Source organism: Streptomyces sp. NPDC047869, from assembly GCF_040704065.1.
In the GTDB taxonomy this organism is placed as follows: Bacteria; Actinomycetota; Actinomycetes; order Streptomycetales; family Streptomycetaceae; genus Streptomyces.
Window position 1 is genome coordinate 1 of record NZ_JBEYRK010000068.1, and the last position, 3,401, is coordinate 3,401.

Consider the following 3,401-nt stretch of genomic DNA (forward strand, 5'->3'; position numbering starts at 1 on the left):
CTGGACAGAACAACGCGAAGACAGCCCAGCAGGGCGTCAGTCAGTGCCCGGGTCACGACCACCGGAACCCGAGTATCAGCATCAATGTCAGTGCCGGGTCGTACGGTGGCCGCATGGACAGTGATGGGCAGGACGGGCAGCGGGTCGTGTGGGCCGTCGTGGACACCGGTATCGGGCCGCTGATGCTGGCGGCGACCCGCGAGGGACTGGTCAACGTCGTTTTCCACGCCACCGACCGGGTGCGCGAGCGGTCCCTGGAGCGGCTGGCCGCCCGGATGGGCGCCGAGCCCGTCGAGGACCCGAGGTCGCCGCTGCTGAGCGAGGCGATACGGCAGCTCGAGGCGTATCTCGCCGGTACGCGGCACGATTTCGACCTGCCCCTGGACTGGTCGCTGATCTCCGGTTTCAACCGGCAGGTACTGCGCGAACTGGCTTCCTCCGTGCCGTACGGCACGGTGGTCGGCTACGGGGACCTGGCCGGGCGGGTCGGGCAGCCCGGCGGGGCGCAGGCGGTGGGGGCCGCGATGGGCGCCAATCCGCTGCCGGTCGTCGTGCCGTGCCACCGCGTGGTGGAGAGCGACGGTGGCATCGGCGGTTTCGGCGGCGGACTGGAGACCAAGCGGAAGCTGCTCGCGCTGGAGGGTGTGCTGCCCGAGCCGCTGTTCTGACGGGGCGGGCGGGCTATCCGTAGTGCCGGACCTCGACGACATTGCCGTCGGGGTCCCGGAAGTAGAAGCTGCGCGTGGCCTCTCCGCGGGCACCGTAGGAGCCGTACCCGATGTCGGTCAGGGGCACGGCACGCTCTTCAAGACGGGCGCGCAGGGCGTCGAACCCGGCGGACGGCAGGGACAGGCAGACGTGGTTCACGGGGTGGCCGGCGCTGTCGGCGGCGCCGGGGAGCATGTTCATGCGCTCCGCGAGGGACCGCGGCGCGAGGTCGAGGATCGTTTCCTCGTTGACGCGTACGGAGGGGAACGACACCTTTCCGTCGGCGTACTCGGCGAGCCTCAGGGGTTCGAGGCCGACGGCGTTCTCGTAGAAGGCGGCGGCCGCTACGGGGTCGGCGACCCACAGGACGACATGGTCGAGACGCGTGGTGTGGTCGGTCATGCGGCCCAGGCTGGTGGTGTCCCCCACAGACCGCAAGCGTTTATCCGGCTCCGGCGCCCGCCAGGGATGAGAGGGGACCGACGGACAGGAGGCGGGCACGTGGTGCTGGTGGTGTCGGAAGAAGTCCGGGACGCGCTCGACGCCCGGCGGCCGGTGGTGGCCCTTGAGTCCACGATCATCGCGCACGGGCTGCCGCGTCCGCGCAATCTGGCGGTGGCGCTGGAGCTGGAGGACGTGGTGCGGCAGGAGGGCGCCGTCCCCGCGACCGTCGCCGTGCTGGACGGGCGGCCCCGCGTCGGCCTGGACAAGGGGCAGCTGGAGCGGGTCGCGAACGAGGACGGCATCCGCAAGCTGGGCCATCGCGACCTGCCCCTGGCCGTGGCCGCGGAGGCGAGCGGGGCGACCACGGTGTCGGCGACGGCGCAGCTCGCGGCCCTGGCGGGCGTCCGGGTGTTCGCGACGGGCGGGCTCGGTGGTGTGCACCGGCAGTGGACGGTGACGCAGGACGAGTCGGCCGACCTGGGTCTGCTGGCCCGGACCCGGATCACGGTGGTGTGCGCCGGTGTGAAGTCGATCCTGGACGTGTCGGCGACCCTGCAGCGGCTGGAGACACTGGGCGTGGCCGTCGCCGGGTACCGCACCGGCCGGTTCCCCGGCTTCTACCTGTCCGACTCCGGGCATCCGGTGGACTGGACACTGGACGGCCCGGAGGAGGTCGCGCGGGTCATGCGGGCGCAGGACGCGCTCGACGCGCCGGACTCCGCGCTGATCGTCGCGAATCCCGTCCCGCGGGACCAGCAGCTCGATCCCGAACTGCACACGCGTGTGCTCGCCGACGCGCTGCGCGCCTGCGAGGAGGAGGGGGTCACCGGGCAGGGGGTGACACCGTTCCTGCTGGACTACCTGGTCCGGCACACGGAGGGAGCCTCACTGAGCGCGAATCTGGCGGCGGTGCGCGGCAATGTCCGGCTGGCGGCACGCATCGCCACGGCTTGGGCCAGGGGGTGAGCTCCGGAGAGGGCGGAGCTCTGCTGGTCGTCGGGGACGTCGTCACCGATGTCGTCGCCCGGCACCGGGGACCGCTCGCGGCCGGTACCGACACGTCCGCCGCGATCCGCACCCTGCCGGGAGGCGCCGGCGCCAACGTGGCCTGCTGGGCGGCGCACGCGGGCTGTGCGGACGTGCGGCTGCTGGGCCGGGTGGGCGCGGACGCGGCGCGGTGGCACGAGCGGGAGCTGGTGGCGGCCGGAGTGCGGCCCCGGCTGGTGATCGACGGGGAGGCCGCGACCGGAACGGTGATCTGCCTCGTCGACAACGGCGCCTCGGCCGAGCGCACGTTCCTCACGGACAGCGGGGCGTCGCTGCGGCTCGAACCCGCCGACTGGTCCGACGCGCTGCTCGAGGGGGTCGCCCGGCTGCATCTGTCGGGCTATCTGCTGTTCTCGGAGCGGAGCCGGGCCCTCGCCGTTGTGGCCCTCGCGGCGGCACGCGCGCGTGGCGTGCCGGTCAGTCTGGATCCGGCGTCGGCGGGGTTCCTCGTGCGTTTCGGAGTGGACCGCTTCCTGGCCTTCGCGGAGAGTGTCGACGTGCTGCTGCCCAGCCGCGACGAGGCGTGCCTGCTGACGGGCCTGTCCGAACCGGGTGACGCGGCGGCCAAGTTGAGCCGGCTGGTCCCGCTGGTGGCCGCCAAGTCGGGTGTGGACGGGGCGCTGGTGGCGCGTTCCGGGGCCGTGGTGGCCCGGGCGCCGGCCGTACCGGCCGATCCGGTGGACACGACGGGCGCGGGCGACGCCTTCACCGGCGCGTTCCTGGCCGCCCTGCTGACGGGCGCGGGTCCTGAGGAGGCGGCGGCGAAAGGCTGCGGGGCGGGCGCATCGGCGGTGCGGCAGGTGGGCGGCAGACCACCGCTCCGGGACACCGGCGGCCTGCCCTCACCTGGCTGACCAGGTCCTCTCGCCCGGAACGCACCAGGGCAGGGCACCCGGCGCCGCGCCCTCGCCGCGTCGTGTCGCGTCGGCGCTGGTGCCTGTGCCTGTGCCTGTGCCTGTGCTGGTGTGCCGGCGTCGGTGCGGGTGCCGGCTGCGACGCACCCGAAGGACCTAGGTGTATTGATCACGAGCGTTGTTAAGAGCGCTGGGCGGCTGATGGGCGGGTGTCCGCCCATCAGCCGCGTCAACAACGCTACGGGTCAATACACCTAGTGTCCCGGTCTTGAGTTCTGGTCTCGCCTCGTGAGTCGCCTTCCGTTTCAGATTCGGGCGTTTGCCAGTTGCGAGGTGGCTGGGGGCGGT

The 3,401-nt window shown here is 72.7% G+C and carries 4 protein-coding genes; 3 read left to right on the plus strand and 1 reads right to left on the minus strand.

Translation table 11 applies throughout. The annotated features are described in order from the left end of the window. Positions 1–113: 113 nt before the first annotated feature. On the plus strand, positions 114–668 hold the full coding sequence (locus AB0924_RS38520; protein WP_358931289.1) for a methylated-DNA--[protein]-cysteine S-methyltransferase: 555 nt from the start codon (positions 114–116) through the stop codon (positions 666–668). 13 nt (positions 669–681) lie between these two features. Here AB0924_RS38520 and AB0924_RS38525 read toward each other — a convergent pair whose 3' ends face one another. Next, positions 682–1,110, minus strand: a complete 429-nt coding sequence (locus tag AB0924_RS38525; RefSeq protein ID WP_358931287.1) for a VOC family protein — start codon at positions 1,108–1,110, stop codon at positions 682–684. A gap of 99 nt (positions 1,111–1,209) precedes the next feature. Between AB0924_RS38525 and AB0924_RS38530 the strand changes: the two genes are divergently transcribed. Beyond that, a complete protein-coding gene (locus AB0924_RS38530; protein ID WP_366913980.1) occupies positions 1,210–2,118 on the plus strand; it encodes a pseudouridine-5'-phosphate glycosidase in 909 nt (302 codons plus the stop codon). Then, positions 2,115–3,053, plus strand: coding sequence for a PfkB family carbohydrate kinase (locus tag AB0924_RS38535; RefSeq protein WP_366913981.1), 939 nt, complete (start codon positions 2,115–2,117; stop codon positions 3,051–3,053). The genes AB0924_RS38530 and AB0924_RS38535 overlap by 4 nt, the downstream gene beginning before the upstream one ends. The last annotated feature ends 348 nt before the right edge of the window (positions 3,054–3,401 follow it).